Here is a 26,062-nt window from a genome sequence, read left to right on the forward strand (position 1 = left end):
GCAGTGCAATATCACATTGTGCACTGCAAAATCAACTCAACGCGTAGCGATGTGGTGCCTACCAATTAAGGTTACCACGAAGTAAAACCGTTTAGGAGTTCCGCCGATCCCATCTCCTTGGAGATATTGGTCTAGAACCCTGGTAGAGGAACTCCTGAGACATTTGAGGTCAACACCGTTCATGACGGATGCTCAAAACCCCTTCGAGGCGCTGGTCGCACGGCTCGCCCAGGACCCGGCTCTGGCCCGGGCATCCGAGGCCGGCGCGGGCGTGCTCGTCTGGGATTCGGCAGCCGAGCGGGTGCTCTGGGCGTCTCCGGCCGCTCGAGGTCTGCGATGGGCGATCGCCGACGGGACGGGGCGGGTCGCTCCCGGTTTTCGGGCGGGCCCACGCCTGAAGGAGCTGGCCGGCGGGGATGCTCCTCGGGAGGGCGCGCGGAAGGAACGCCTGCGCCTCGATCCGGCCAAGCCCTGGCTCCCGGTCCTCTGTGTCTGTCGCATCGCTGACGTGACCCCGGGCGATCCCGTCCTCGTAACGCTCCTTCTCGGGCCGATCCCCAAGGGCGTCCGAGCCGCGCCGACCGTAGGCACTCCTCCGGACAGTCCTGAGGCCGCTCCGGCAGCGGCCCCTGGGCCGAAGGCGAGCGGCACCGTCCGCTTCCTGTGGCAGACCGATCCGCAGACCCGCTTCACGCATGTGTCGCCGCAACTGGAGGCGGCCGTCGGGCCGATGTCGGCCGACATTCTGGGGCGGACCTGGGATGAGATTTGCCGGTCGGTGGTCGAGGATCCGGACAGGATCGTCGCTTCCCTATTCGCGCGCCGGGAGACCTGGAGCGCCAGGACGGTTTTCTGGAGCCTCGACAATTCAGCCGGCCGGGTGCCGGTCGACTGGGCCGGCATGCCGGTCTTCGGCGAGGGACGGGAAATACTGGGGTTCAGGGGATTCGGGCTCCTGCGCATGGACGCATTGGTGGAGCGCGGCGCGGACGACGCTCCCGCCGACGACTTCGCCTTCGAGGAGACGCTCGAAGAACCGACCGGTCTGGAGGCCGCGCCGTCCGACGAACCGTTGCCGGCATCCGATGACGCCCTGTCACAGTCCGAGGAGGAGACCTGGTTCTCCCATCTTCGCGACCGGGTCGCAGAGGCGCTGACGGGCGGAAAGCCTGAAGACACGGAGCCTGCCGCCCCGATGGCGGAAGCCGCCGATGCGCCAGCCCCGCGCGAGCCCGACCTCGCCCAATCCGGCCTCTCGCATGCCGAACGCAACGCGTTCCGGGAGATCGCCCGCGCCCTTGGCGCACGGTTCGGGGAGGAGACGCCATCGGCCAAGGAGACGCCGGAGCCGGCCGCACTTGCCAAGGACATGCCTCCGGCCGGGCCAGCCGCGGCGGTCCAGGAGCCCGATCCGATCCTCGACCGGCTGCCCATCGGCATCCTCGTGCATGGGCAGGACCGGATCCTGTTCGGCAACCGTTTCCTGCTCGAGCTGACGGGTTTCGATGGGATCGATCAGATTGCGGCGGCGGGCGGGCTTTCGCGCCTGTTCCCGGACAATCCCGATCTCCTGGACCTCGAGGAGCCCGAGGCGCCGCTCGTGCTCAAGCGGCGGGACGGGGAAGCCGTTCCGGTCGCCCTGCGCCTGACGAGCGCGGAGTGGCGTGACGAGCCCGCCGACCTGATGGTGATCCGCAAGGCTCCCGATGCGGACGCCCTCCGGCGCCTGCGCGAGGCCGAGCTCGACCTGCGCCAGCGCGAGGGCCGCATGCGCGAGCTCGAGGCGATCCTCGACACGGCGACGGACGGCGTGATCGTGCTCGACGAGACCGGCCGCATCATCTCCCTCAACCGCTCCGCGGAGGCGCTGTTCGGCTACGATCAGGGCGAGGTCGTCGGCGATGCGATCACGGTGCTGCTGGCGCCCGAAAGCCATATCGTCGCCCTCGACTATCTCGAGGGCCTGCGTTCGCCGGGGGTCGCGAGCCTCCTCAACGATGGCCGAGAGGTCATGGGGCGCGTGCGCCAGGGCGGCACGATCCCGCTCTTCATGACCATGGGCCATGTGAACGACGGCCCCGGCCGCAAGTTCTGCGCGGTCCTGCGCGACATCACGGCCTTCAAGAAGGCGGAGGGCGAACTCCTTGGCGCCAAGCGCGCGGCCGAGCAGGCGAGCGCCCAGAAATCCGACCTTCTGGCCAAGATCAGCCATGAGATCCGCACGCCCCTCAATGCGATCATCGGCTTTGCCGAGGTCATGCTGGAGGAGCGTTTCGGGCCGATCGGGAACGAGCGCTACAAGGAATACCTCAAGGACGTGCACGCCTCCGGCGCGCATGTGATCAGCCTCGTGAACGATCTCCTCGACCTCGCCAAGGTCGAGGCGGGACGGCTGGAGCTCTCCTTCACGAGCGTCAACCTCAACGATCTCGTGTCTGCCTGCTTCACGCTGCTCCAGCCGCAGGCCTCCCGCGACCGCATCGTCATGCGCACCAGCTTCGCCACGAAGCTGCCGCCGGTGGTGGCCGACGAGCGCTCCGTGCGGCAGATCGTGCTGAACCTCGTGTCCAACGCCATCAAGTTCACGGACGCGGGCGGCCAGGTGATCGTCTCGACGGCCCTGACCGACCGGGGCGAGGTCGCCTTCCGGGTCCGGGACACGGGCATCGGCATGACGGAAGCCGAGGTCGAGGCGGCTCTCGAGCCGTTCCGCCAGCTCGCCACATCGCGCAGGCGCGGCGGCACGGGACTGGGGCTTCCGCTCACCAAGGCCCTGGTCGAGGCGAACCGGGGCGCGCTGCAGATCACGAGCCACCCGAGCGAGGGCACTCTCGTCGAGGTCATCTTCCCGCCCACGCGGGTTCTGGCGGAGTGATGGCCGAGGTCGGCCTGCGCCGCGCGACCTTCGCCGACATGGAGGCCGTGGCGCGGCTGAACCGGCACGTCCGCAAGACCTGCTTTCCCTACTTGCCGGACCTTCACACGCCCGAAGAGGATCTGGCCTTCTTCCGCAACGAGGTCTTCCCCGCGAGCGAGATCTGGCTGGCGGAGGGCGGGGGCTCGCTGATCGGTTTCGCGGCCGTGAGCGAGGGCTGGCTCGACCATCTCTATGTCGATCCCGCCTGGCACGGCCGCGGCGTCGGCTCCATGCTGCTCCGGGCCGCCAAGGAGGGCAATGCCTGCCTCGATCTCTGGACCTTCCAGCGCAACGTGCAGGCGCGCCGCTTCTATGAGCATCGCGGCTTCCGGCTGGTCGAGATGACCGACGGCTCCGAGAACGAGGAGCAGACCCCCGACGCGCACTATCGGTGGCTCGGCGATTGATCCCTGCCGGAGAGGCGTTAGGTTGCTTCGATCGCTCCTGCCCTCACGAGACGAAGGATCGTCATGTCCACCTATCGCCTCGATAAGCTCTTCGCCCCGCGTGCCATCGCGGTCGTCGGCGCGAGCCCGCGTCCCGGCTCCCTGGGATTGACCTTTCTGCGCAACCTCATGGAGGGGCGCTTCGCGGGCGCGCTCCATCCGGTCAACCCGCACCACCGGGAGATCGAGGGCAAGACCTGCTACCGGTCGCTGAGGGACCTGCCAGAGACACCGGACCTCGTCGTCGTTGCCGTGCCGCCCCGCAATGTGCTCGACGTGATCGAGGAGGCGGGCCAGGCGGGGGTTCCGGCCGCCATCATCGCGACGGCCGGCCTGGGCTACGGGCCGGGATCCCTGTCGGATCAGGTGAGGATCGCCGCCCGGCAATACGGCCTGCGGGTGGTCGGGCCCAACTGCATCGGCGTGATGGCGCCGCGCGCGCGTATGAACGCGAGCTTCGCGGCCCGGGGCGTGCAGCCGGGCGACCTTGCGCTCGTTTCCCAGTCCGGCGCAGTGGCGGCGGGCCTCGTGGAATGGGCGGCGCAGCGCCAGGTCGGCTTCTCGGCCATCGTGTCCCTCGGCGATAAGATCGACGTGGATTTCAGCGACTGCCTCGACTTCTTCTCGGCCGACAGCGGGACGCGGGCCATCCTTCTCTACATCGAGTCCATCGACAACGCGCAGAAGTTCATGTCCGCGGCCCGTGCCGCCGCGCGCACGAAACCCGTCGTGGTGATCAAGTCGGGACGCCATGCCCAGGGAGCCAAGGCGGCCGCCACCCATACGGGGGCCCTGGCCGGATCGGACGCGGTCTACGATGCCGCCTTCCGGCGCGCGGGTCTGCTGCGCGTCCTCGACCTCGACCAGCTCTTCGCCGCCGCCGAAACCTTAAGCCGGCAGAAGCCGTTCCCGGGCAACCGTCTCGCCATCCTCACCAATGGCGGCGGCGTCGGCGTCCTGGCGGTCGATCGCCTCATCGATCTCGGCGGAACGCTGGCGACGATCTCCGACGCGACCATCGAGCGCCTGAATGTGGTTCTGCCGGCCACCTGGTCGAAGGCCAATCCCGTCGACATCGTCGGCGATGCCGATCCGGCCCGCTACACCGCAGCCCTGGAGGCGCTGCTCGCCGATCCGGACAACGATGCCGTCCTCATCCTCAACGTGCCGACCGCCGTCACAAGCGCCCCCCAGGCAGCCCAGGCGGTGGCCGAGGTGGTCAGGAAGGACCGCGCGCGCGGGATGCGCCAGAAGCCGGTCTTCGCCGCCTGGATCGGCGAGGACCCGGAATCCGCTCGCGCCTTCGAGGAGGTGCGCATTCCGCACTTCTCGACGGAGGCCGACGCGGTGCGCGGCTTTCTCCAGCTCGTGCGCTACCGCGAGGCGCAGAGCGAGCTGATGGAGACGCCGGACAGCCTCCCGAAGGATTTCGCTCCCGATACGGCAGGCGCCCATCGCATCATCGACGGGGTTCTGGCCCAGAACCGCCGCTGGCTCGACCCGCTCGAGGTGAATGCGCTTCTGAAAGCCTACGACATCCCGTCCGCTCCGGTCCTTCTGGCCAGGACGCCCGACGAGGCGGCTAAGGCCGCGCAGCCCTTCCTGGCCGAAGGCGGTACGGTGGCGGTGAAGATCCTGTCGCCGGACATCGTGCACAAATCCGACATCGGCGGCGTGAAGCTCGACCTGACGACCGAGGAGGCGGTCCGGAAGGCCACCATCGACATCCTGGAACGCGCGGCGCGCCTCAAGCCGCAGGCCTCGATCACCGGCGTCACGGTCCAGCCCATGATCCGGCGCGCGAAGGCGCGCGAGCTCATCATGGGCATCGCCGACGATCCGTCCTTCGGGCCCGTCGTCCTGTTCGGGCGCGGCGGCACGGCCGTGGAGGTCATCAACGACAAGGCGCTCGCCCTGCCGCCCCTCGACCTCAAGCTGGCGGACGACCTCATCCACCGCACCCGTGTGTCCCGCATCCTCAAGGCCTATCGCGACGTTCCGGCGGCCGACGAGCGGGCGATCGCCCTCGTGCTGGTGAAGCTCGCGCAGCTCGCCGCCGATCTGCCGGAGGTGCGCGAGCTCGACATCAACCCGCTGCTCGCCGACCACACGGGCGTCATCGCGGTCGATGCGCGGGTGGCCGTGGCGCCGCTGCCGGCGGAAGCCCGCAAGGGCAGGGGGCATCCGCGGTTCGCGGTTAGGCCCTATCCGAAGGAATGGGAGCGTGTCATCACCCTGCGCAGCGGACGCGAGGCCTTCGTGCGCCCCGTGCGTCCGGAGGACGAGGAGGAATTCCGCCGCTTCTTCCAGGCGATCACGCCGGAGGATCTGCGCCTGCGCTTCTTCGCGCCCGTGCGCGACTTCAGCCATACGTTCCTGGCGCGCCTGACCCAGCTCGACTACGCCCGCGCCATCGCGTTCGTGGCCTTCGACCGCGCGACGGGCGAGATGATGGGCGCGGTGCGCGTTCACGCCGACGCCAATCACGAGACGGGCGAGTACGGCATCCTCCTGCGCTCGGACCTCAAGGGTCTCGGCCTCGGTTGGGAGCTGATGCGGCTGATGATCGAATGGGCGAAGGTGGAGGGCCTGCGGGAGATCGAAGGTCAGGTCCTGCGGGAGAACACCACCATGCTGGACATGTGCCGTAGCCTCGGCTTCTCGATCCGCACGGATCCGGACGACTTGGACGTGCGCATCGTGACGTTGCCGATCGCCTCGATCAGCGAGCCGCGGGATCTCGCCAGCAGCTGACGAACGAAAGGCCCGCGCGTGGCGGGCCTTGTCCAATCGACGGTCGCCAGGTTCAGTGGTCGCTCTCGAGCCCGCCCACGTGCTTCTGGGCGTAGAGCTCGACGCCGATCTGCTCGATCAGGGTGAGCTGGGTTTCGAGGAAATCGATGTGGCCTTCCTCGTCGGCCATCAGCTCCTCGAACAGGTTCTTGGAGACGCGGTCGCCGACGCTCTCGCAATACTGCGCGGCCTCGCCGTAGAGATTGCGCGCGTCATATTCGGCCGCGAGGTCGCATTCGAGGATTTCCTGGATGTTCTGGCCGATCCGCAGCGGGTCGAGGACCTGGAGGTTCGCGAAGCCGTCCAGGAAGATGATGCGCTCGATGAAGCGATCCGCGTGGTGCATCTCCTCGATGGATTCCTTGCGCCAGGTCTTGGCGAGTTCCTTGTATCCCCAATCGTCCAGCACACGGTAGTGGAGCCAGTACTGGTTGACCGCCGTCAGCTCACTGCGCAGGCCGCGATTGAGATACTCGATTACCTTCGGGTCGCCCTTCATCCTATCCTCACGTCGAACCGGCGCCGGGGAGCGCCGTACCAGCTATCTAGAGGATTTATGAACTAGGGAGGAAGACCCAATCGTCAAAGGGTCGGCTCTGCCGCCGCCTTCTCCAGGACGGTCGGGCAGCAGCCGCGCTGGCAGGCAGCCACGGGCTCGACGCCGGCATCCGCCAGTGCCTTGTCCATGATCGACCGGATCGTGCGGACGCAGCGCCCGCAATTCGGGCTGCACCCGAGGCAGCGATAGACCTGGGCAGGCGTGCGCGGACAGTCCGGCCCCGGGGTCAGGCAGGCCTTCACGTCACCATCGGAAAAGACGTTGCAGGAGCAGACGATCATGGAAGCACTAGTTTAGAACTGTTAAAAACTACTTGCGATTTCAAAGACTTAGACGATTTTATCGAGCGGCGCCATAGGCGAGGGGCGCGCCCAGATGCCGCGCTGCGGCAGGATGGGTCAGCCGAGACGACGGAAGAGGCCTGGGTAGTCGAGCATGAACCCGTCCTCGTCCAGCGGCAGATCTGCCGTGAAGCCGCTCTCCAGACTCTCGAAGCGGTAGAGCGAGCCGCTTCGAAGCGCCGTGTAGCGCTGGTCGGCAGGCGCGACGGTCAGATCCGGGATGCCGACATAGGCGAGGCGGACGTCGACGCTCTCGCCGTCCTTAGGGTCAAGGCGGCGGATCGGCAGCGTGTTGGTGAGCGGCGTCGCCTGGATATCGACGTCGATGCAGCCTTGAAGTGAGGCCAGCGGGCGTCCGTCCTCCTGCCAGGAGCCTTGCCCGTTGCTCTCCAGGTGCAGCGCCTGGCCCGACGTGGTCCGCAGGAGAAGATCCCGCGTCCGCCAGAAGGCATCGAGCTTCAGGCGATAGGAGAGACCGAACCTGGAGCCGTCCTCCTGGCCGATGACGACGCCCGAGATGTCGAGCCCGCCATCGGCGGGGCGCACGTCCACATGCTCCAGCCCCGCCTCGCACCCGTCCCAGGCCGACCAGCGGATGGTGCGGAAGATGAATGTCCTGGAGGGCATGTCCCGAGCCTCGCATGCGGCGATATCATACGATACGGCTCAGCATGGGAGGCTGTCGACTCGCCCTAGTCCCTCACCACCACGATGTGCAGCCGCCGGGGGCCGTGGGCGCCGAGCAGCAGGGTCTGCTCGATGTCGCCGGAGCGGGACGGGCCGGTGATCCAGTTCACGGTGCGTGGCATCGTGCTTTTGCCGAAGGCGAAACGGACCCGGTTCCAGACAGACTCGTAGTCGCCCGCGATGTCCTTGGCGGATACCACCACGATGTGGTTGTCCGGCAGGAAGTTGAGGGTCGAGGGGTTCTCGTGGCCCGACACCATCACGACCGTGCCGCTCTCGGCGACAGCCCCGAAGGCGTGGCTGACGGCGTTCAGGTCGCGACCTTCACTCGGCCCATGGCTCATCTCGAGGGTCGTCTCATCCCATGGCATCTTCTCGAGGCGGGGATCGTCGCCCATCCGCAGGGTGGCGGGCAGGTTGTGATTGCGCAGGAAGAGGGCGATGGATTGCGGCACCTCCGCCGCGGAGGCGACCTCGGTCACGGTCGCAAGGGCCGCCTCGGCCTGGAGCTTGAACAGGGCGATCCGCTCCTCGCCCGAAACCTGGCCGCGGGCCGGAACCACGCCCTTGGGCGCGCGCTCCAGCCGCTCGGCCACCATCTGGCGGCGGATCGTCTCCGATCCTTTGACGCCGAGAGACCGGCGGATATTGGCGAAAACATCGTCGCGGGCGCTCATGCGCTCCTCCTGCTGCGCTCGCGGCGCCAGCGCGCCTGGAAGGTCTCGCCCTGCGGGGCCGGGAAGTCGCGATACTTGGTCCAGCCCTTGGCCAGGGGCAACCACGCGAAGCGCCCCTTGGTGCGGCCGGCGAGGCCCAGCACACCCATGGCGGCGCGGGTCGCCAGGCGGTAGAGGGCAGGGCGCTTGGCGAAGAAGCCCCAGGTCCTCAGGCCCGAGCGGATGGTGGCCGGCGTCAGATGGCGCTCGAACTCCCGTTCGCGCCAGTGGCGCATCAGCTTCGGCAGCGGGATGCGCACCGGGCAGACGCTCTCGCAGCGGCCGCAGAAAGTCGAGGCGTTCGGCAGATGGCCTGCTTTGTCGACGCCGATGAGGCTAGGGGTCAGCACCGCGCCCATGGGGCCGGGATAGACCCAGCCGTAGGCGTGCCCGCCGACCGCGTGGTAGACCGGGCAGTGGTTCATGCAGGCGCCGCAGCGGATGCAGCGCAGCATCTCCTCGAAGCTCGTGCCGAGCATGGACGAGCGGCCGTTGTCGAGGAGCACCACGTGATAGTTCTCGGGCCCGTCCGCATCGCCGGGGCGGCGCGGGCCGGTCGAGAACGTGGTGTAGACCGACATCTCCTGGCCGGTCGCGGAGCGCGCGAGGACGCGCAGGATCTGGCTCACGTCCTCAAGGGTCGGCACCAGCTTCTCGATCGAGGCGAGCACGATGTGGGTCTTCGGCAGGATCTGCGTCAGGTCGCCGTTGCCCTCGTTGGTCACGATGATCGACGTGCCGGTCTCCGCCACGAGGAAGTTCGCGCCCGTGATGCCCACGTCCGCCGCCAGGAAGCGCTCGCGCAGCACCGTGCGCGCCTCAGTCAGGAGCTGCACCGGCTCCGACAGGTCGCGCTTGGCGTCGAGATGGGTGTGGACGCGGCGGAAGTCCTGCTCGACCTGGGTGGCGTTGAGGTGGACTGCCGGCGCGATGATGTGGCTCGGCATCTCGTTGCGGAGCTGGATGATGTACTCGCCGAGATCCGTCTCGACCGGCACAACCCCATGTGCCTCGAGATGGTGGTTGATGCCGATCTCCTCGGAGATCATCGATTTGCCCTTGGTGACGGTGCGCGCGCCGGCATCGCGGCAGATGCCGAGAATGATGCTGCGCGCCTCCTCGGCCGTGCGGGCGAAATGCACGTGGCCGCCGGAGGCCTTCACCTTGTCCTCGTAGGCCTCGAGATAGAGGTCGAGATGGGCCAGGGTGTGGTTCTTGATGTCCCGCGCGGAATCGCGCAGCGCCTCGAACTCGGGCAGCTTCTCGGCCGCTTTCTGGCGCTTGTCGATGAAGCCCTGCTTCACGTTGCCGAGTGCCTTCTGGAGCTGGACGTCGGCCAAAGCCTGCGCGGCGTTCGCCTTGAATTGCGGGGAGGTGGTGTGAACGGTCATCGGACCTCTTTCTTACCCGTGCGGAGCCAGCCTGCGTAAGGCCTGTGCTTGTCTTTCATGTCGTCGTAGAGCCAGACCATCCTGTCGCAGAACCACATCTTCGCAAGCCAGGAGGCGAGGCCGCCGGAAACCGTCAGGATAAGGTTATTCATGACGGCCCCGACAAGCGCTACGGCGAAGCCTGCGGCCGATAGTCCCGAGAGGATCTGCGCCATCCTGGCGTGATGGGACGGGATGGGAACCTGCCCGCGGCTCAGCCAGACCCGCTCGCCGAACGTCGCCCTCGCGCTCCAGGTATCGGTGCGCTCGGGCGCCGGAAACAGGCGCGGATTGAGCCACAGCCAGAGGATCACGGACGCGACCGGCAGCACGGCCCAGGGGCCGAGCCAGGCGTGGCTCCAGATCGCCAGCAGCAGAACCGGAAGGGACGCAACCCGCGTCCAGACGCTCCAGGGACTCGCATGGCGCTCCCAGGTGCTCTCGTCCATCCGGAACAGGCGCGCGGCGATATGGCCGTGATCGGTCATGAACGGCGGGGATCCCTCGCGGCCGCGATCGGCGGATCGTCGGTCATGCCGGCCAGCACCTCGGCGACGTGGCGCACCTCGATTTCCTTGCCCTCTCGGGAAAGGCGGCCCGCCATGTTCATCAGGCAGCCGAGATCGCCCGCGAGCAGCGTGGAGGCGCCGGTCTCTGAGACGTGCTTCGTCTTCGCGTCGACAATGGCGCCCGAGATGTCGCTGTACTTCACCGCGAAGGTGCCGCCGAAGCCGCAGCAGACGTCGCTCTCGTTCAGCTCGACGAGCGTCACACCCTCCATGCTCGCGAGGAGCCTGCGCGGCTGCGACCGGACGCCGAGCTCGCGCAGGCCCGAGCAGGAATCGTGATAGGTGACGGTGCCCTCGTAGGACGCGTCCACCTTCGTGACGCCGAGCACGTCGACCAGGAAGCTTGTGAGCTCGTAGGTGCGCGCCGCCAGGGCGTTGACTCGGGGCAGCCAGTTGGGGTCATCGGCGAAGAGTTCCGGGTAATGCGCCTTGATCATGCCCGCGCAGGACCCGGACGGGGCAACGACGTAGTCATAGCCGCGGAACGCCTCGATCACCTGCTCGGCCAGGTCGCGGGCCGTGCCCCTGTCGCCCGAATTGAAGGCGGGCTGGCCGCAACAGGTCTGCACGGGGACATCCACCGTGCAGCCTGCATCCTCCAGAAGCTTCACGGCCGCGAAGCCGACCGAGGGACGGATCAGGTCAACGAGGCACGTGACGAAAAGGGCGACGCGGGGCTTGCGCCCGCGGTCGCCGCCCGGCACGGCGGAAACGCTCATTGGGCGACCTTCTTGCCCGAGGCGTCGAACTGCTTGAGATAGGCCACGAGATCGTCGATGCGCTTCTCGTCCTTGAGACCCGCATAGATCATCTTGGTGCCCGGGATCTTCTTGCGCGGGTCCTTGATGTACTCCCGGAACGTCGCCTCGTCCCAGGTGATGCCGGAATTCTTGTTGGCATCGGAATAGTTGTAGCCCTCGACCGAGCCCGAATGGCGGCCGAAGAGGCCGTTCAGGACCGGGCCGACGGCGTTCTTGGCGTTCTCGCCGATCTGGTGGCAGGCGCGGCATTGGGCGAAGACCTTCTCGCCGGCGGCAGCGTCCTGGGCTTGGGCGGAGCCGAGCCCGACGAAAACCAGGGCGGCGGAGAGAACGAGAGAGCGCATTCAAAAAACTCCTTTGCGGGCATGCCAAGCCATCTTAGAGAGATTCCACATTATTGGAAAAATCCCCCAAGAGCAGCTACCTTCTTGAGAGGGCGGCCATGCGCCCCAAGCTGCCTCGCGTTCACCAGGGAGAGGTGCCATGTCGATCGCGTTTCCGAAGCCCGACGAGGCCGTTCTGGCCCGACGGGCCGAGATCGTCGCCGGACTTCAGCGGCTCGTCGCGCCCGAGGCCCTGATCGTGACCGAGGACGAGCGCCGGGCCTTCGAGACCGACGGGCTCACCGCCTATCGGCAGATGCCGCTCGCGGTGGTCCTGCCGTCCTCCACCCAGGAGGTGTCGGCCATCATGCGCTTCTGCCACCAGAACGGCGTGAAGGTGGTGCCGCGCGGAGCCGGAACCTCGCTCTGCGGCGGCGCGATCCCTCAAGCGGACGCCATCGTGCTCGGCGTCTCCAAGATGAACCGGGTCCTCGACGTGAATTTCGCCAACCGCACCGCCCATGTGGAGGCCGGCATCACCAACCTTGGCATCAGCCAGGCAGTGTCCTACGAGGGCTTCTTCTACGCGCCCGACCCGTCGAGCCAGCTCGCCTGCACCATCGCTGGCAACATCGCCATGAATTCCGGCGGGGCCCATTGCCTGAAATACGGGGTGACCACCAACAACCTGCTGGGCGTGACCCTGGTGCTTCTCGACGGCACCGTAGTCCAGCTCGGTGGCGACCATCTCGACAGTGGCGGCTACGACCTCCTCGGCCTGATCTGCGGCTCGGAAGGGCAGCTCGGCATCGTCACCGAGGCCGTGGTGCGCATCCTGCGTGCGGCCGAAGGAGCGCGGCCCGCGCTCTTCGGCTTCGAGCGGGTGGAGGATGCGGGCGCCTGCGTGGCCGCCATCATCGGGGCCGGGATCATCCCGGTCGCCCTCGAGTACATGGACAAGCCGGCGATCCAGATCTGCGAGGCCTTCGCGCATGCGGGCTATCCGCTCGATGTGGAGGCCATGCTGATCGTGGAGGTCGAGGGCTCCGACCAGGAGATCGACGACATGCTCCGCCGCATCGTCGCCATTGCGGAACCATTCCGGCCGAAGACCCTCAAGGTGTCGCAGTCCGAGGCGGAGAGCACGGCGATCTGGAAGGGCCGCAAGTCCGCCTTCGGGGCCACGGGCCGCGTGGCCGACTACATCTGCATGGACGGCACGATCCCGACCGGGCAACTGCCTTACGTGCTCAAGCGCATCGACGAGATCGTGAAGTCCTACGGCCTCGGGGTCGCCAACGTGTTCCATGCGGGCGACGGCAACCTCCACCCGCTCGTCATGTTCAACACCAACGTGCCCGGCGAGATGGAAAAGGCCGAAAAGGCCGGCGAGGACATCCTCAGGCTCTGCGTCGAGGTGGGCGGATGCCTCACCGGCGAGCACGGCGTCGGCATCGAGAAGCGCGATCTCATGACCTGCCAATTCAACGAGGCCGACCTCGCCCAGCAGATGCGGGTGCGCGGCGTGTTCGATCCAGGCTGGCTGCTCAACCCGGCCAAGGTGTTCCCGCTCGACGGGAGGCTCGCCGCGTGACGCTCCTGACCCCCCGCGACGAGCAGGACGCCTCCTCGATCATCCTTGATGCCGCCGCCAAGGGAACCCTTCTCAGCCTTTCCGGAAACGGCACCAAGGCCGCCATGGGGCGGCCGAACCAGACCGACGCCTCGATCTCCTCCGCGGCGCTCTCCGGCGTCACGCTCTACGAACCCGCTGAACTCGTGATCTCCGCCCGCAGCGGCACTCCGGTGTCGGAGGTGGTGCGCACGCTCGCCGAGAAGGGGCAGGAGCTGCCTTTCGAGCCGATGGATTACCGCCCGCTCCTCGGCTCAAGGGGAGAGCCGACCATCGGGGCGGTGGCGGCGATGAACATCTCCGGCCCCCGCCGCATCATGGCGGGAGCGGCCCGGGACAGCCTCATCGGCGTGCGCTTCGTCAACGGACGGGGAGAGGCGATCAAGTCCGGCGGCCGGGTGATGAAGAACGTGACCGGCCTCGACCTCGTCAAGCTCATGTCCGGATCCTGGGGCACCCTCGGCTTCCTGACCGAGGTGACTTTCAAGGTGCTGCCGAAGCCCGAGCGCATGTCGACGCTCCTCATGCGCGGGCTCGACGACCGCGCCGCCATCGAGGCGCTGTCCCAGGCGCTGGGCTCGCCCTTCGACATCACCGGCGCCGCGCATCTGCCGAGCCCGGACCGCCAGGGCGCCCGCACCCTGATCAGGCTCGAAGGCTTCAGGCTCTCGGTCGATTACCGCCTCAACGAGCTGCGCCGGCTCCTGCCGGGCTTCGAGGCCGCCGACATCCTGGAAGGACGGGGCGCGGACGCGCTCTGGCAGTCGGTGCGCGATGCGGCGGTGCTGTCCGGCAACGGCGAGCGGGCGATCTGGCGCGTCTCCACCGCGCCCACCCGCGGGCCGGACCTCGCGGCCCACGTGGCGCGGGCGATCGACGCCCAGTGGTTCTACGACTGGGGCGGCGGCCTCGTGTGGATCTCGACCTCGGTGAACGGTGACGCGGGAGCGTCCGCGATCCGCAGCGCCACCCTGGCTTTCGGCGGGCACGCGACCCTGGTGCGGGCACCCGCCGAGATCAGGGCGCAGGTCGACGTCTTCGAGCCGCAGGCCGATCCGGTGATGGCCCTCACGCGGGGCATCAAGGCGTCCTTCGATCCGGCCGGGATCCTCAATCCGGGCCGCATGTATGCGGGCCTCTAGGATGACGGGTGCAGCCGTTCTCAAGAGCCCGACGGGCGAGCCGCAGGGCCGCCATACGATGCTCTATGCGGGCCTTGCCCTTGGGCTGGTCGTGGTGACCGCGCTGATCCTCCTGGCCATGGGACGGACGCCGATCTGCAAATGCGGCACGATCGAGCTCTGGCACGGAACTGTCAGGGATTCAGGCAATTCCCAGCACCTGACGGACTGGTACACCCCCTCCCACGTCATCCATGGCTTCCTGTTCTATGCCGGCACCTGGCTCATCGGCCTCGTGCGGGGAAGGCCGCTGCCGCTGGGCGTGGCGTTCCTCCTGGCGCTCGGTGTCGAGTACGCCTGGGAGATCGCCGAGAACACGAACGCCGTCATCGACCGCTACCGTGCGACGAATATCGCTCTCGACTATTACGGCGACAGTGTCATCAACTCGGTCATGGACATCGGCGCCATGGCCTTGGGCTTCTGGCTTGCCCGCATCTGGCCCGTCTGGCTGACGGCGGTCGCGGCGCTGCTCATGGAGCTGGTCGTCGGATACTGGATCCGTGACAACCTCATCCTCAACATCATCATGCTGATCTATCCCGTTGAGGCCATCAACCAGTGGCAAGCGGGGGGCTAAGGACATGCAGACGAACTTCACTCCCGATCAGCTGAAAGACCCCGCAATGGCGAGTTCGGAGAAGATCCTCCGGACCTGCGTCCATTGCGGCTTCTGCACGGCCACCTGTCCTACCTACCTGTTCCTCGGCGACGAGCTCGACTCGCCGCGCGGGCGCATCTACCTGATGAAGGACATGCTGGAGGGCGGAAAGCCCGCCACCCCGGAGGTGGTGAAGCACATCGACCGCTGCCTGTCGTGCCTGTCCTGCATGACCACCTGCCCGTCGGGGGTGCATTACATGCACCTCGTCGACCACGCCCGCGCCTATATCGAGGCCACCTATACCCGCCCCTGGCACGACCGGCTCCTGCGCTCCGTGCTGGCGCATGTTCTGCCCTATCCCAACCGCTTCCGGGCCGCCATGGGCGCCGCGATCCTGGCCAAGCCCATCAAGGGCCTCGTGGGCATGGTGCCGTTCGTGGGAACGCGCCTGAAGGCGATGATCGATCTCGCGCCGGCTCGCGCCCCGGCCCGGTCGCCCTTCGACCGGCCCGGTGCGTTTCCGGCGGAGGGCGCCCGGCGGGGGCGCGTTGCGATCCTGTCCGGCTGCGCCCAGCCAGTGCTCAAGCCTGGCTTCAACGAGGCGGCGATCCGCCTCCTGAACCGGCACGGCATAGAGGTGATCCAGCCGAAGGGGGAGGGGTGCTGCGGCGCCCTCGTCCATCACATGGGGCGGGACGACGACAGCCATGCCTTCGCCAAGCGCAACATCGACGTCTGGATCGCCGAGATGGACGGGGAGGGGCTCGACGCCATCATCATCACGGCCTCGGGCTGCGGCACGACCATCAAGGATTACGGCTTCATGTTCCGGGACGATCCGGCCTATGCCGAGAAGGCTGCCCGGGTGTCCGAGATCACCAAGGACATCACGGAGTACGTGACCGGCCTCAAGCTGATGGCACCCGGGAGCAGGACGGATCTCGTCGTGGCCTATCACTCGGCCTGCTCCATGCAGCACGGCCAGCAGATCCGCACGGAGCCCAAGACGCTCCTCAAGCAGGCGGGCTTCACCGTGAAGGACGTGCCGGAAGGCCATATCTGCTGCGGCTCGGCCGGCACCTACAACCTGCTCCAGCCCGAGATCGCCGGCCAGCTCCGGGCCCGGAAGGTCGCCAATATCGAGCGTACCAAGCCGGACCTGATCGCCACCGGCAACATCGGCTGCATCACCCAGATCGGCAAAGGCACGGACATCCCCATCGTCCACACGGTCGAGCTTCTCGACTGGGCGACCGGAGGCCCGATGCCGGAGGTCCTGGAAGCGGCCGGATTCGCCGCAAAGCTCGCCCACAAGCCCGCCCGCGCGGCGGCCGAATAGCCTGTGACACTGATGCGCAACGAAATTCTATTTCCACTCCTGCGCACTCTCGGCTAAAACATCCCCGGAGTATGAATTTCGTACCGTAAAGGGGACGGTGTCATGGCATCGGGTTGGTCGTCTTTCAGGGGGCGCTTCGGCAAGAAGCCGCAGGGGGACGTTCAGGATTCGCCTTCCGAGCCGGTGCTCGTCGTCACGACCATGCAGGCTCCGCAGCAGGATCACGCGCCGGCCAAGGCCGAGCCGCCTCTCCTGCGGCCCGACGGGGCGCTCGACTCGGTCGGCCAGAAGAACGAGCTGATCCGGGTCCGGTTCGCCAACCTGATCGACCGCCTGGAGGAGATCCGCAGCCTCAAGGACGACTTCACCCTGCTCAGCGAGCCGGTCTACGACCTCATCCGCAACTATCCCCAGCTCCAGTCCCGCCTGCTCGAAACCGAGGCGGTGCTCAAGCAGGAGAGCGAGACCACGGTGGCGCTGCGCCGGGAGCTGGCCGATCTGTCCGCCGCCCAGGCCCGCATGGCCGACGACCTTTCGGCCACTGTCTCCCAGCTGCGCAAGGCCGAAGGAAAGGTGCGCGAGCAGGATTCCTTCATCGAGGACCTTCGCCTCAATGTGAAGGACAAGGAGGCGATCGTCGCCGACCTCGAGAACCAGCTGTCCATCGAGACCGAGCGCGCCCGCAACATCACGGAAGAGAACCAGGCCCTGCGCCTCGAAGCCCAGGAAGCCGACCAGACGGTCGCCCGCGCCGAGCGCGAGCTGATCGAGACCCGCGAGCGGAACGGCCTGCTCGATCACGAGGTCAAACGGCTCCAGAAGGTCGCCGAGGAGCAGAACTACCGCCTCACCAGCCTGTCCAACCGCTACAGCGAGCTTGAGACCCAGCTCGAGGCCACCCGCCAGCGCGCCTCGGAGCTCGAAACCAAGCTCATGGCCGAGCAGGTCCTGCGCCAGCGCCTGGAGACCCAGCTCGACTCCGAGCGCTCCGCGCACCAGACCGATCTTTCGGCGCTCGACATGAAGATCGAGGGGCTCAATTCCCGCCTCGGAGCGACCGACAAGATCCTGGCCCATACCCGCGATCAGCTGCGCGACAAGAACGAGGCCCTGCGCGGCGTCGAGCGGAACCTGAAAGAGACCACGATCGAGAAGAACACCCTGGAGCGCCGCCTGGAGGCGACCCAGCAGGAGGTCGAGCGCCAGGTGGGCATGGTCAACGAGCTCCAGCGCTCGCGCATCGAGCTGCAGGAGCGCGTCGAGATGCTGGGCAAGGCCATCGCCGCCAAGGACTTCCAGATCGAGAGCTCGGACAACAAGGTGGCGAGCCTGACCGAGCGCATCGACCAGCTCACCAAGCGCTTCGACCAGGAACGGAGCACCCTGGAATCTGCGAACCGCCGCCTCACCGAGGAGCTGCAGAACGAGAAGGCCGAACGCTCCCTGATCCAGGGCGCCCTGGAGATCGCGCGCGAGAGCCGGATCAAGATCCAGAAGAAATACGTGGCCCTGCGCAAGAAGACCCGCCTCGACACGCCGGAGGAAGAGCCGACCCTCTTCGACGAGGAGGACGAGATCGAGACGAACGTACGGCCTCTGAAATCCCCGGACGCCGAATAAATAATCCACTGGAAAGCCCCGCCGTAGCGGGGCTTCTTCTTGAGGCGGAGGTGCGAAGGGCCATAGTCGGTGCTGCCCTGTCCCCGAGCAGATCGTCATGTGCTTCGATCCAGCCGCCTTCCGCCAGCATGTTCAAACCGTCCTCGACCGATATGCCGAGCACTTCGCGGTCCCTGTGGACGTGCACGAAGTGTTGCGCCGCCAGATCGCCGAGGGGAGCGACATCCATTCCCGCCGCACCTTTCCGGGACACGTCACCACGTCGGCGATCGTCCTCGACCGCGCGGGGCGCCGGACGCTCCTCATCAGTCACCGCGCGCTGGCGCGCTGGCTCCAGCCCGGCGGCCATTACGAGGCGCCCGAGGAGCTGACGGATTCCGCCCTCAGGGAAGCGGTCGAGGAGACGGGGCTTCAGGGCCTGAGCCTTGATTCCTGGCATGCGGAGACGAACCTACCCATTGACATCGACAGCCATGTCATCCCGGCGCGTCCGGAGAGGGGCGAGCCCGAGCACTGGCATCACGACATCCGCTACGTGGTCCGCGCCGACGAGAGCGCGGGCCTTCGCCCCGACCTCGCCGAGGTGGAGAAGGCCGCGTGGCACGACGTTTCGGCTCTTGCGGCCATCATGCCCCGGGCCCTGCGCCATCTGGACGAGCGTCGCCTTATTCGGCATTCCTCCCCCTGACAAAGTTTGTGGTCGTTCTTACATGTCCGGAAATCGCAGCTTTGAAGGAGGCTCGCCATGAACGACCAGGAGCGCCAGGTCATCTCCGACATCTTCCGCCGCCTCGAACAAGTGGCGAACCAGCCGCGCGATCCGGAAGCCGAGCGCTTCATCGCCGAGAAGCTGCGCCAGCAGCCCTATGCGCCCTATGCCATGGCCCAGACGGTCTTCGTCCAGGAGCAGGCCCTCGCCAACCTTCAGGCCGAGAACGAGCATCTGCGCGCCGAGATCGAGCAGGCGCGGCGTCAGCCGCAGCAGGGCGGTGGCTTCCTGTCCAGCATCTTCGGCGGCGGCTCGCGTCCGCAGGAGCCGACCTATCGGCATCCCCCCGGCCAGGTCTCGCCCTGGGGGGCTCCCCAGCCGCACCCGACGCAGCAGCCCTATGGCGGACAGCCGGGTTACGGCGGGCCGCAGGGCGGCATGATGGGCGGCGCGCCCGGACCCTGGGGCGGTATGCAGCCCCGTGGCGGCGGCTTCCTGCAGGGGGCGCTCACGACGGCGGCCGGCGTTGCCGGCGGCATGATGATCGCCAACGCCCTGTCCCATGCGTTCGGCGGCGGTCCCGAGGCCGGTGGCGACAAGTCCGCGCTCGCCGACATGGGGGCGGGCGACCAGAACCCGGATACCGGCTTCGCAGGCATCACCGACTCGCTCTACGAGGACCCGCAGGGGCAGGGCGGAGGCGGCCATGACGATTACGCCGATTTCGGCGGCGATGGCGGGGACGGCGGCGACTGGACCTGACCCGCAGTCCCTTTGCGTATCCCGACGAGCGCCCGCTGGTGGCGGGCGCTTTTTTATGGTCAGCGGCCGGCCGTGCGGGAGAACAGGTTGATCACGAGGACGCCCGCCACGATCAGCGCCATGCCGATGACGGCGGGCATATCGAGCGGCTGGCGGTAGAGGATCCAGCCGGCCAGAGCGATCAGCACGATGCCGATCCCGGACCAGAGGGCGTAGGCGATCCCGACCGGGATCGTCCTCAGGGTGAGGGACAGGCAGTAGAAGGCGAGCCCATAGCCGATGACCACGACGAGAGACGGGCCGAGCCGCGTGAACCCCTCCGCAGCCTTCAGGGCGGAGGTCGCAATCACTTCGCACAGGATGGCGGCGAGCAGATAGGCGTAGTTCATGATGGACCGGAGGAGAATGCAGGGGGGCTCGGCGGCGTCAACCAGTGTCCTGTTTCGGAGGGTTGGGGTAGGCCTGACAGGTATTGCCTATACCTACATGTTCATATAGGTAAATTTGTTAAAATATTTCACCAACGAAGCTGCAGTTATTGCCCTCTATGAATAGGTAGTTGTTTTTGATATACTTCAACAATTGACATGAATGTTCATCGATTATTTGCGTTTCGTTCGGACTTTGATCCGAAAACGATGTAATAATATCCGAAATGCTGCTCATGATCGGAACGAGGCGTGAACGGCGCAAAGGGGCTCCGCCGGCAACCGATGCGGGCGATGTCCCGAGTCAAAAACGCGAACCGCCCTCCTGACGACGCAGCCAGGAGGGCGGTTCATGATGGCGGGGATCAGATCACGATGACCGGGGTGCCGACGCGGACGCGGCTGTAGAGGTCGATCACGTCCTTGTTGAGCATGCGGATGCAGCCGGAGGACACGGCCTGGCCAATCGTGTGCGGCTCGTTGGTGCCGTGGATGCGGTAGAGGGACGAGCCGAGATAGAGCGCGCGGGCGCCGAGCGGGTTGTCCGGGCCGCCTTCCATGTGCCGCGGCAGGTCGGGGCGGCGACGGATCATCTCGGCCGGCGGACGCCAGTCGGGCCACTCGCGCTTCATGCTCACCGTCTTGCGGCCGGCCCATTCGAAACCGGGACGGCCCACGCCGATGCCGTAGCGGATGGCGCGTCCGTCGCCCTGGACCAGATAGAGGAACTTGTTGGGCGTATCGACGATGATCGTGCCGGGCCGCTCGTTGCCCCGATAGGCCACGATCTGGCGCTGGAACTGCGGCGCGATCGCGTAATCGATGCTGTTGTCGTAACCGGAATCAGCGCCGTATTCCTCCGGCAGGGCCGCCATCGCGGTGCCGGAGCGCCGGCTCGCGCGCGTCTCGTAGGGGTAGCCGGTCATCGGATCGACGGGCGCGGCCTGATAGGCGCTGCGGGCCCGCGACGACGGGCGCGACACGAACGGGTAATCCTGGTTGAGGTAGCCGTCCTGCGCCTGGGCGTAGGGATAGTCGTAACCCGGCACCACGAGCAGGTTGCCATAGGCATCTCTGGGGGCCGCTTGCGGATAGCCGCGCATCGGCTGGGCGTAGCCCACCGCCGGAAGGGACACGGCCAGAAGGAAGACGGAGCAGGGAAGCCAAGCGCGCATCGAAGCATCCTCTCATGCGTGAATTTGGAGGTTAACGGAAAGCGTGGCGATTGTTTCCGCCAAGGTCATGCAAAATCAGGCAATGAATCTCAAGTGCGGCTTTCCTGTCCATCACGGGAAAACAGATGATGCCGCACTTGTGAAAGTGCTGTAAGAGCCCTGTCCTGCAGGCCGGCGACGGCCGCATTCCTGGAATTTGCCCTCACACGTCGAGACATCATGTATTTCGGTCCCGCCCTGCGGGCTGCCGCGGGCATCGCGGTCCTGTCCGTCATGGACGCGGTCATCAAGGGGATGTCCGCGTATTACCCGACCTTCCAGGTCGCCTCCCTCCGCTTTCTCTGCGGGACGATCGTGGCGACCGGTGTCGTGGCGGTGATGCGGCCCGGCTGGCCTAGCCGCGAGACCGTGGTGGCGAACCTCCTGCGCTCGGTCGCCGCCGTCGTGACGGCGGTGAGCTTCTTCTATGCGCTGGGGCAGCTCCCGCTCGCCGAAACCCTCGTCCTGTCGTTCCTGTCGCCCATGTTCATCGCCCTGTTCGGCATGCTCATGCTGCGCGAGAAGGTGGACGGGCGCATCGTGGCGGCGATCGCGGTCGGTTTCATCGGTACCCTCGTGGTGGTCCTGGGCCAGACGGGGGAGGCCTCCGCGGCACGCTCCTGGTCGGGCGTCGGGGCGGCGCTGCTCTCGGCGGTCACCTACGCGTTCAGCCTCGTGCTCCTGCGCCAGCGAGCGCAGCGCGACAAGTTCATCCACATCGTGTTCTTCCAGAACATCGGTCCGGCACTGCTGGTCCTGCCCTTCGGGCTCTTGTTCTGGCAGCCCATCGACAGCGCTCATCTGCCCTGGTTCATGACCATGGGGGTGCTCGGGGTCATCGGTCACATCCTCATGGCGACCGCCTATGCCAAGGCGGAGGCGGCCCGCCTCGCGCCGCTCGAATACACGGCCCTGATCTGGGCCGCCGCCATCGGCTACGGGGTGTTCCACGAGATCCCCACCTGGGCGACGCTCGGCGGCGGCATCCTCATCGTGACGGCGGCGGCGCTCACCTCGCGGCGCTGACGTCGGGAAAGCGCCTTAACTCTATGGGAGGGGGTGTCTTGACTCGGTCCTGCGACATCCTTATCTCGCGGCCAGCGTTGGCACTCGTCCCGAGACAGTGCTAACAGCAAAGAAAGACGCGGCCACTGGGGGCTGCGCCAACAGGCATAAGAGGAAGTTCCATGAAGTTCCGTCCGCTGCACGACCGCGTCGTCGTCCGCCGTATTGATGCGGAAGAGAAGACGAAGGGCGGCATCATCATCCCCGACACCGCCAAGGAAAAGCCGCAAGAGGGCGAAGTCGTCGCCGTCGGCCCTGGCGCCCGCGATGAGAACGGCAAGGTTGCGGCCCTCGACGTGAAGGCCGGCGACCGCGTGCTGTTCGGCAAGTGGTCCGGCACGGAAGTCCGCATCGATGGCGAGGATCTCCTGATCATGAAGGAATCCGACATCATGGGCGTGATCGCTGCATAATTCCGCGCACGGCTCCCGCAAAAAAATTCCTTTTCCAAGTCAACTGGAGGCATAGCCCATGGCTGCCAAGGACGTAAAATTCTCCTCCGACGCTCGCGACAAGATGCTCAAGGGCGTCGACATCCTCGCCGATGCCGTGAAGGTCACGCTGGGCCCGAAGGGCCGCAACGTCGTGATCGAGAAGAGCTTCGGGGCTCCCCGGATCACCAAGGACGGCGTCACCGTCGCCAAGGAGATCGAGCTCGCCGACAAGTTCGAGAACATGGGCGCCCAGATGGTCCGCGAGGTCGCCTCGAAGACCAACGACATCGCCGGCGACGGCACCACGACCGCCACGGTTCTGGCCCAGGCCATCGTCCGTGAGGGCGCCAAGGCGGTTGCGGCCGGCATGAACCCGATGGACCTCAAGCGCGGCATCGACCTCGCCACCGCCGAGGCCGTCAAGGACATCCAGGCCCGCGCCAAGAAGGTCGCCTCGTCCGACGAGGTCGCCCAGGTCGGCACGATTTCGGCCAACGGCGACAAGGACATCGGTGAGATGATCGCTCACGCGATGCAGAAGGTCGGCAACGAGGGCGTCATCACCGTCGAGGAGGCCAAGACCGCCGAGACCGAGCTCGACGTGGTCGAGGGCATGCAGTTCGACCGCGGCTATCTCTCGCCGTACTTCATCACCAACGCCGAGAAGATGGTGGCCGAGCTCGAGGATCCCTACATCCTCATCCACGAGAAGAAGCTGTCGTCGCTCCAGGCGATGCTGCCGATCCTCGAAGCCGTGGTGCAGACCGGCAAGCCGCTCCTCATCATCGCCGAGGACGTGGAAGGCGAGGCTCTGGCCACCCTCGTGGTCAACAAGCTCCGCGGCGGCCTGAAGATCGCCGCCGTGAAGGCTCCGGGCTTCGGCGACCGCCGCAAGGCCATGCTCGAGGACATCGCGGTCCTGACCGCCGGTCAGACGATCTCCGAGGACCTCGGCATCAAGCTCGAGAACGTGACCCTCAACATGCTGGGCCGCGCCAAGCGCGTCCGCATCGAGAAGGAGAACACCACGATCATCGACGGCGCCGGCCAGAAGGCCGACATCGAGGCTCGCGTGGGCCAGATCAAGGCGCAGATCGAGGAGACCACCTCGGACTACGACCGTGAGAAGCTCCAGGAGCGTCTCGCCAAGCTGGCTGGCGGCGTGGCCGTCATCCGCGTCGGCGGCGCGACCGAGGTCGAGGTCAAGGAGAAGAAGGACCGCGTCGACGACGCCCTGAACGCCACCCGCGCGGCGGTCGAGGAAGGCATCGTCCCCGGCGGCGGCACGGCACTGCTGCGCGCCAAGGCTGCGGTCGCCAAGCTCTCCACCGACAACCCGGACGTGAAGGCCGGCGTCAACATCGTGCTGCGCGCCCTTGAGGCCCCGATCCGCCAGATCGCCGAGAACGCCGGCGTGGAAGGCTCGATCGTGGTCGGCAAGATCAACGACAACACGAAGTCCGACACCTTCGGCTTCAACGCCCAGACGGAAGAGTTCGTGGACATGCTCCAGGCCGGCATCGTCGACCCGGCGAAGGTCGTCCGCACGGCCCTCCAGGACGCCGCTTCCGTGGCCGGCCTGCTCGTCACGACCGAAGCCATGGTCGCCGAGCTGCCGCGCAAGGAATCCGCTCCGGCAATGCCGGGCGGCGGCGGAATGGGCGGCATGGACTTCTAATCCCATCCGCACAGCGGTTAAGTCAAAGAAGCCCCGGAGGAAACTCCGGGGCTTTTGTTTTATAAGACTTTAGCCTTGTTTTTTGAAACATAATAACATATTGTGCCTCCCGCTCGCTCCTGTGGAAGGCCGCCCATGACTGTCTATGTGATCGACCCTTCGAGGCCGCTGCCTCCGGCGAGGGATCCCAATACGCCTGCCCTAAGACTGGCAAACAACGACACAGTCGTGCTAGCGGCCGGAGCAAGCATCGAAGCGTATGGTATCAGCGCACCAGCGCTCTCGGGTGCACTCGGAACCACCCTCCTGATCGACGGACTGGTTCATAGCGAATTCGACCACGCGATCATGACTCACGGCACTATCAATGTGGCGAGCACGGGTATTGTGCGTGGCCTCGAGGCCGGAATCTATCTGCACGAGGACTATCAGAACGGCAGACCGAACGTCCTCACGAACGCTGGCAGTATTTCGAGCGCGTCTGTCGGCGTTGTGGTCGAAGGCGCGCGCAGCGTGATCACGAATTTCGGCAAGATCACGGGCGACTATGGCATTTGGTTCGAGGGCAGTGATGGGCCGGACGACACTCTCGTGATCAACAACACGGGACTTATCAAGGGCAATTCTGCGGCTGTCATCGGTCTCTTCTACGGTTCAACAGTCCTGACGAATTCAGGGCGGATTGAAGGGGATGTCCATTTTGGCAGCGGCGGATGGATCATGCCTCGCGGCCCCTCCAGCAACGTCTATGATGGGCGTGGCGGAACCATTAACGGCGAAGTGATCTTCCTCTCGGGAAATGACATCGCCTACGGAGGAGATGGCTCGGAAGCGTTCTCGATGGGCTCAAGCATCAATTACGTCGACGGTGGCGCCGGCATCGATACGCTTCGTTATGTTGCGGCAGCGACTGTCGATTTGAGGATAACGGAACGACAGCAGACGAGCGCTGCAAGTTGGGACACCATCCTCAATATCGAGAACCTGACTGGCGGTCACTTAGGCGATCATTTCACCGGAAATGATGTCGCCAATGTCTTCACAGGTGCCGGCGGCGCCGACATGCTCGACAGTCAGGGCGGAAACGATCTCCTGAACGGCGGCACCGGAAACGACACCCTCACTGGTGGTGATGGGACCGACATTGCCATGTTCTCCGGCCGTTTCTCCGACTACACGATCACTACGGGGCGAGGTGGTCTGATCATCATCAGCGACAATCGTGCGACTGGAGGCGACGGAGTCGATCAGCTTACCGAGGTCGAGTTTGCGATCTTCAGCGACCGTCTGTACACGCTGCCGACCAGCGCTCCCTCGACGCCCGTCTCAACCGAGCCGCCAATCCACTCGCTTCCGATCAATCCGGAAACGCCAGAGCCGCAGGTCCCCCTCGTGGCGCCCACTACCGTCGAGATGGCCGCCACTCCGCTCACCCTCAAGGGCGGCAAGAAGGCCGACGTGCTCGTGGGCGGGGCGGGTAACGACCTGCTCAACGGCGGGCTCGGCAACGACAGGCTCAGCGGCGGTGAGGGTTCGGACGTGTTCGTGTTCAGCACCAAGCTCAAGATGAACGTGGACCGGCTCACCGACTTCTCGGGCGCGGACGACACGATCCAGCTCTCGAAGGCGGTGTTCGGCAAGCTGCAGAAGGGCGTGCTCTCGAAGGATGCGTTCCGCATCGGCGCGAAGGCCCTGGATGCGGACGACCGGATTGTGTTCAACGCCAAGACCGGCGCGCTGTCCTACGACGCGGACGGTTCGGGCACGGCCCACGCGGCGGTTGTCTTCGCCAAGGTGAAGGCCGGCACGCATCTCACGGCGGACGATTTTTTCGTTCTCTGACGATCCCGAGC

24 protein-coding genes are annotated in these 26,062 nt (G+C 66.4%); 14 read left to right on the forward strand and 10 right to left on the reverse strand.

Annotated features, from left to right (window positions below; translation table 11 throughout):
* Positions 1 to 181: 181 nt before the first annotated feature.
* The 3 genes from DES45_RS16205 (at position 182) to DES45_RS16215 (ending at position 6,117) form a co-directional block, all read left to right on the forward strand.
* Positions 182 to 2,875 carry an ATP-binding protein gene (locus DES45_RS16205; RefSeq protein WP_170151530.1) on the forward strand — a complete coding sequence of 898 codons (2,694 nt, stop codon included), beginning with the start codon at positions 182 to 184 and terminating at the stop codon, positions 2,873 to 2,875.
* Complete coding sequence (locus tag DES45_RS16210; RefSeq protein ID WP_114771064.1) at positions 2,875 to 3,324, forward strand: GNAT family N-acetyltransferase; 450 nt, start codon at positions 2,875 to 2,877, stop codon at positions 3,322 to 3,324. The genes DES45_RS16205 and DES45_RS16210 overlap by 1 nt, the downstream gene beginning before the upstream one ends.
* A gap of 63 nt (positions 3,325 to 3,387) precedes the next feature.
* Positions 3,388 to 6,117 (forward strand): bifunctional acetate--CoA ligase family protein/GNAT family N-acetyltransferase, encoded by a 2,730-nt coding sequence (locus tag DES45_RS16215; protein ID WP_114771065.1) that lies wholly within the window; start codon positions 3,388 to 3,390, stop codon positions 6,115 to 6,117.
* Between the two features lie 52 nt (positions 6,118 to 6,169).
* Here the strand turns inward: DES45_RS16215 and bfr are convergent, their stop codons facing one another.
* The 8 genes from bfr to DES45_RS16255 form a co-directional block, all read right to left on the reverse strand.
* Positions 6,170 to 6,655, reverse strand: coding sequence for a bacterioferritin (bfr, locus tag DES45_RS16220; RefSeq protein WP_114771066.1), 486 nt, complete (start codon positions 6,653 to 6,655; stop codon positions 6,170 to 6,172).
* 83 nt (positions 6,656 to 6,738) lie between these two features.
* Positions 6,739 to 6,996: a (2Fe-2S)-binding protein gene (locus tag DES45_RS16225; RefSeq protein WP_114771067.1), complete on the reverse strand. Its 258-nt coding sequence runs from the start codon at positions 6,994 to 6,996 to the stop codon at positions 6,739 to 6,741.
* 117 nt (positions 6,997 to 7,113) lie between these two features.
* Positions 7,114 to 7,683: a putative glycolipid-binding domain-containing protein gene (locus tag DES45_RS16230; RefSeq protein ID WP_114771068.1), complete on the reverse strand. Its 570-nt coding sequence runs from the start codon at positions 7,681 to 7,683 to the stop codon at positions 7,114 to 7,116.
* Between the two features lie 65 nt (positions 7,684 to 7,748).
* Entirely contained in the window at positions 7,749 to 8,420 is a 672-nt protein-coding gene (locus tag DES45_RS16235; RefSeq protein WP_114771069.1) for a LutC/YkgG family protein, read from the reverse strand.
* A complete protein-coding gene (locus DES45_RS16240; RefSeq protein ID WP_114771070.1) occupies positions 8,417 to 9,850 on the reverse strand; it encodes a LutB/LldF family L-lactate oxidation iron-sulfur protein in 1,434 nt (477 codons plus the stop codon). The genes DES45_RS16235 and DES45_RS16240 overlap by 4 nt, the downstream gene beginning before the upstream one ends.
* The gene (locus DES45_RS16245; protein ID WP_114771071.1) at positions 9,847 to 10,377 is read right to left on the reverse strand and encodes a DUF6653 family protein; all 531 of its coding nucleotides are present in this window, start codon (positions 10,375 to 10,377) and stop codon (positions 9,847 to 9,849) included. The genes DES45_RS16240 and DES45_RS16245 overlap by 4 nt, the downstream gene beginning before the upstream one ends.
* A complete protein-coding gene (locus tag DES45_RS16250; protein ID WP_114771072.1) occupies positions 10,374 to 11,177 on the reverse strand; it encodes a (Fe-S)-binding protein in 804 nt (267 codons plus the stop codon). The genes DES45_RS16245 and DES45_RS16250 overlap by 4 nt, the downstream gene beginning before the upstream one ends.
* Positions 11,174 to 11,563 (reverse strand): c-type cytochrome, encoded by a 390-nt coding sequence (locus tag DES45_RS16255; RefSeq protein ID WP_114771073.1) that lies wholly within the window; start codon positions 11,561 to 11,563, stop codon positions 11,174 to 11,176. The genes DES45_RS16250 and DES45_RS16255 overlap by 4 nt, the downstream gene beginning before the upstream one ends.
* Before the next feature lie 139 nt (positions 11,564 to 11,702).
* Here DES45_RS16255 and DES45_RS16260 point away from each other — a divergent pair, with 139 nt between their 5' ends.
* The 7 genes from DES45_RS16260 to DES45_RS16290 all read left to right on the forward strand — a co-directional run bounded on the left by DES45_RS16260 (position 11,703) and on the right by DES45_RS16290 (position 19,390).
* Positions 11,703 to 13,136: an FAD-linked oxidase C-terminal domain-containing protein gene (locus DES45_RS16260; protein ID WP_114771074.1), complete on the forward strand. Its 1,434-nt coding sequence runs from the start codon at positions 11,703 to 11,705 to the stop codon at positions 13,134 to 13,136.
* Positions 13,133 to 14,317 carry a glycolate oxidase subunit GlcE gene (gene glcE / locus DES45_RS16265; RefSeq protein WP_114771075.1) on the forward strand — a complete coding sequence of 395 codons (1,185 nt, stop codon included), beginning with the start codon at positions 13,133 to 13,135 and terminating at the stop codon, positions 14,315 to 14,317. Before DES45_RS16260 ends, glcE begins: the two co-directional genes overlap by 4 nt.
* A 1-nt stretch (position 14,318) precedes the next feature.
* Complete coding sequence (locus DES45_RS16270) at positions 14,319 to 14,936, forward strand: DUF2585 domain-containing protein (RefSeq protein WP_425374291.1); 618 nt, start codon at positions 14,319 to 14,321, stop codon at positions 14,934 to 14,936.
* A 4-nt stretch (positions 14,937 to 14,940) separates the two neighbouring features.
* Positions 14,941 to 16,299 carry a glycolate oxidase subunit GlcF gene (gene glcF, locus DES45_RS16275; protein ID WP_114771077.1) on the forward strand — a complete coding sequence of 453 codons (1,359 nt, stop codon included), beginning with the start codon at positions 14,941 to 14,943 and terminating at the stop codon, positions 16,297 to 16,299.
* A 102-nt stretch (positions 16,300 to 16,401) separates the two neighbouring features.
* Positions 16,402 to 17,919, forward strand: coding sequence for a chromosome partitioning protein ParA (locus tag DES45_RS16280; protein ID WP_114771078.1), 1,518 nt, complete (start codon positions 16,402 to 16,404; stop codon positions 17,917 to 17,919).
* A gap of 97 nt (positions 17,920 to 18,016) precedes the next feature.
* On the forward strand, positions 18,017 to 18,607 hold the full coding sequence (locus DES45_RS16285) for an NUDIX hydrolase (protein WP_114771079.1): 591 nt from the start codon (positions 18,017 to 18,019) through the stop codon (positions 18,605 to 18,607).
* A 57-nt stretch (positions 18,608 to 18,664) separates the two neighbouring features.
* A complete protein-coding gene (locus DES45_RS16290) occupies positions 18,665 to 19,390 on the forward strand; it encodes a DUF2076 domain-containing protein (protein WP_114771080.1) in 726 nt (241 codons plus the stop codon).
* Positions 19,391 to 19,449: 59 nt separating this feature from the next.
* Here DES45_RS16290 and DES45_RS16295 read toward each other — a convergent pair whose 3' ends face one another.
* Together DES45_RS16295 and DES45_RS16300 are read right to left on the reverse strand one after the other, a co-directional pair.
* Positions 19,450 to 19,782, reverse strand: coding sequence for a DMT family transporter (locus tag DES45_RS16295; RefSeq protein WP_114771081.1), 333 nt, complete (start codon positions 19,780 to 19,782; stop codon positions 19,450 to 19,452).
* A gap of 401 nt (positions 19,783 to 20,183) precedes the next feature.
* Complete coding sequence (locus DES45_RS16300; protein WP_245571750.1) at positions 20,184 to 20,993, reverse strand: L,D-transpeptidase; 810 nt, start codon at positions 20,991 to 20,993, stop codon at positions 20,184 to 20,186.
* Between the two features lie 219 nt (positions 20,994 to 21,212).
* Between DES45_RS16300 and DES45_RS16305 the strand changes: the two genes are divergently transcribed.
* From DES45_RS16305 to DES45_RS26110, 4 genes are all read left to right on the forward strand, one after another.
* A complete protein-coding gene (locus DES45_RS16305) occupies positions 21,213 to 22,058 on the forward strand; it encodes a DMT family transporter (protein ID WP_114771082.1) in 846 nt (281 codons plus the stop codon).
* Between the two features lie 161 nt (positions 22,059 to 22,219).
* Positions 22,220 to 22,510 carry a co-chaperone GroES gene (gene groES / locus DES45_RS16310; protein ID WP_114771083.1) on the forward strand — a complete coding sequence of 97 codons (291 nt, stop codon included), beginning with the start codon at positions 22,220 to 22,222 and terminating at the stop codon, positions 22,508 to 22,510.
* Positions 22,511 to 22,568: 58 nt separating this feature from the next.
* A complete protein-coding gene (groL, locus tag DES45_RS16315) occupies positions 22,569 to 24,209 on the forward strand; it encodes a chaperonin GroEL (RefSeq protein WP_114771084.1) in 1,641 nt (546 codons plus the stop codon).
* 135 nt (positions 24,210 to 24,344) lie between these two features.
* Positions 24,345 to 26,051, forward strand: a complete 1,707-nt coding sequence (locus DES45_RS26110; protein ID WP_210210230.1) for a calcium-binding protein — start codon at positions 24,345 to 24,347, stop codon at positions 26,049 to 26,051.
* The last annotated feature ends 11 nt before the right edge of the window (positions 26,052 to 26,062 follow it).

This window comes from Microvirga subterranea (assembly GCF_003350535.1).
Taxonomy (GTDB): Bacteria; Pseudomonadota; Alphaproteobacteria; order Rhizobiales; family Beijerinckiaceae; genus Microvirga; species Microvirga subterranea.

Coding starts and splice junctions, on each gene's coding strand:
- DES45_RS16205 (WP_170151530.1), top strand. CDS start 182: ATGACGGATGCTCAAAACCCCTTCGAGGCGCTGGTCGCACGGCTCGCC.
- DES45_RS16210 (WP_114771064.1), top strand. CDS start 2,875: ATGGCCGAGGTCGGCCTGCGCCGCGCGACCTTCGCCGACATGGAGGCC.
- DES45_RS16215 (WP_114771065.1), top strand. CDS start 3,388: ATGTCCACCTATCGCCTCGATAAGCTCTTCGCCCCGCGTGCCATCGCG.
- bfr (WP_114771066.1), bottom strand. CDS start 6,655: ATGAAGGGCGACCCGAAGGTAATCGAGTATCTCAATCGCGGCCTGCGC.
- DES45_RS16225 (WP_114771067.1), bottom strand. CDS start 6,996: ATGATCGTCTGCTCCTGCAACGTCTTTTCCGATGGTGACGTGAAGGCC.
- DES45_RS16230 (WP_114771068.1), bottom strand. CDS start 7,683: ATGCCCTCCAGGACATTCATCTTCCGCACCATCCGCTGGTCGGCCTGG.
- DES45_RS16235 (WP_114771069.1), bottom strand. CDS start 8,420: ATGAGCGCCCGCGACGATGTTTTCGCCAATATCCGCCGGTCTCTCGGC.
- DES45_RS16240 (WP_114771070.1), bottom strand. CDS start 9,850: ATGACCGTTCACACCACCTCCCCGCAATTCAAGGCGAACGCCGCGCAG.
- DES45_RS16245 (WP_114771071.1), bottom strand. CDS start 10,377: ATGACCGATCACGGCCATATCGCCGCGCGCCTGTTCCGGATGGACGAG.
- DES45_RS16250 (WP_114771072.1), bottom strand. CDS start 11,177: ATGAGCGTTTCCGCCGTGCCGGGCGGCGACCGCGGGCGCAAGCCCCGC.
- DES45_RS16255 (WP_114771073.1), bottom strand. CDS start 11,563: ATGCGCTCTCTCGTTCTCTCCGCCGCCCTGGTTTTCGTCGGGCTCGGC.
- DES45_RS16260 (WP_114771074.1), top strand. CDS start 11,703: ATGTCGATCGCGTTTCCGAAGCCCGACGAGGCCGTTCTGGCCCGACGG.
- DES45_RS16270 (WP_425374291.1), top strand. CDS start 14,319: ATGACGGGTGCAGCCGTTCTCAAGAGCCCGACGGGCGAGCCGCAGGGC.
- glcF (WP_114771077.1), top strand. CDS start 14,941: ATGCAGACGAACTTCACTCCCGATCAGCTGAAAGACCCCGCAATGGCG.
- DES45_RS16280 (WP_114771078.1), top strand. CDS start 16,402: ATGGCATCGGGTTGGTCGTCTTTCAGGGGGCGCTTCGGCAAGAAGCCG.
- DES45_RS16285 (WP_114771079.1), top strand. CDS start 18,017: ATGTGCTTCGATCCAGCCGCCTTCCGCCAGCATGTTCAAACCGTCCTC.
- DES45_RS16290 (WP_114771080.1), top strand. CDS start 18,665: ATGAACGACCAGGAGCGCCAGGTCATCTCCGACATCTTCCGCCGCCTC.
- DES45_RS16300 (WP_245571750.1), bottom strand. CDS start 20,993: ATGCGCGCTTGGCTTCCCTGCTCCGTCTTCCTTCTGGCCGTGTCCCTT.
- DES45_RS16305 (WP_114771082.1), top strand. CDS start 21,213: ATGTATTTCGGTCCCGCCCTGCGGGCTGCCGCGGGCATCGCGGTCCTG.
- groES (WP_114771083.1), top strand. CDS start 22,220: ATGAAGTTCCGTCCGCTGCACGACCGCGTCGTCGTCCGCCGTATTGAT.
- groL (WP_114771084.1), top strand. CDS start 22,569: ATGGCTGCCAAGGACGTAAAATTCTCCTCCGACGCTCGCGACAAGATG.
- DES45_RS26110 (WP_210210230.1), top strand. CDS start 24,345: ATGACTGTCTATGTGATCGACCCTTCGAGGCCGCTGCCTCCGGCGAGG.